The organism is Pseudomonas agarici, from assembly GCF_900109755.1.
Taxonomy (GTDB): domain Bacteria; phylum Pseudomonadota; class Gammaproteobacteria; order Pseudomonadales; family Pseudomonadaceae; genus Aquipseudomonas; species Aquipseudomonas agarici.
Map to the genome: position 1 here is coordinate 1 of NZ_FOAR01000073.1, position 1206 is coordinate 1206.

Here is a 1206-nt window from a genome sequence, read left to right on the forward strand (position 1 = left end):
TTGGGGTTGTTGGCTTGGCGCAGACGCTGGTCAATATTCATGTCCCGGAGCAGCTGGCTGCCACCCGCGACATGGGCTGCGCCCCTCGATCAGGCGCTCAAGGGTACGATCCCCACACCGCATTGGCGGTGTGGGGGATTTCAATTCCGATTCAAAGGAAACTTGGATCGGTTAACGGCAACAAATCCAAGTCCACCATATCCATTTCTATCTCATTGGCACGGCGGATATGGGCCATATTGGTTAGCTCGAAGGGCTCCTTCACAGTCACTATGACAGTACCCTTTCCAGGAATGTCGATGATTTCCGCCGCCAGGGGTAGTTGTTCTGACGTTACGGCGCGTGGAACAAAGGCCATCCAACCAACACATTTTCGATGTGGGAAAGTGCAAAAATCGGTTTCGTAGGTATCTATAAATTCTTTCCCGGGAAGTTTGTCAGTGATATTCACAAAGGCAAAAGTCATGGGTTCAATTTTCGCCAAGGACAAAAAAATTGCACGACAAATGTTGAATGTTTCGATTTCACCAAATGCTTCTACAGGTTTGAAAATATCAAACCTTAGAAACTCACTTTCAGGGGAAAACCAAATACTTGCGCTCCCCTTCTCTTCTGGGCCGCTAAGTCCTTCATCAGTGGTGACCCGCACGCTAACACCTTCATATTCATAACCTTCATCAATGCTAAGTCTCAAACGTTCGATAAATTTATTTTTATCCTCGAACTTTACGAATTTGTCGCCAATTTTATTTAATCCACCATACCAAAAAACAAAGTCAGGGTGGATTTTTTTAACATCATTAATTATATTTTCAACCCGAGCATAACTTTGTTCTGGAGAGAGTGGCTCATGCGGGATGTCGGCTATAATTTTCACTGTGATCATAGAGGGATTACCTTCGTGGGAAGCGGGGTATACTTGCTGATCTCTGGCCTGAACCTTAATGTTTTTATTGACATTTCATGAGTTTGCTTTTCCATGAAGTGCCATTCTAGCTTTGCCTGTGGCGCTGCATTGGAAATGGCGGCTTGTTGTCGCTTCATTTCTTTCTGAAATGCTGGAAACATAATCTCTTTTGGAAATCCTTTTCTAGGCTCCCCTGTCTCCGGATCAATATGCTTCGCATACTTGCCTTTCGCATCCACGACCGTACACTTCTGCCGCCAAAATCCATCGAAATCCACGCCGTTATACTGCCACTCCAA

General features: G+C 45.4%; 2 protein-coding genes. Both read right to left on the reverse strand.

All coding sequences use genetic code 11. The annotated features are described in order from the left end of the window. Positions 1 to 151: 151 nt before the first annotated feature. On the reverse strand, positions 152 to 886 hold the full coding sequence (locus tag BMX68_RS26175) for an Imm52 family immunity protein (RefSeq protein WP_074862797.1): 735 nt from the start codon (positions 884 to 886) through the stop codon (positions 152 to 154). Beyond that, positions 883 to 1206: Tox-REase-5 domain-containing protein (locus BMX68_RS25010; RefSeq protein ID WP_218145948.1), on the reverse strand; the 324-nt coding region annotated here is incomplete at its 5' end. The genes BMX68_RS25010 and BMX68_RS26175, both read right to left, overlap by 4 nt.

Coding starts and splice junctions, on each gene's coding strand:
- BMX68_RS26175 (WP_074862797.1), bottom strand. CDS start 886: ATGATCACAGTGAAAATTATAGCCGACATCCCGCATGAGCCACTCTCT.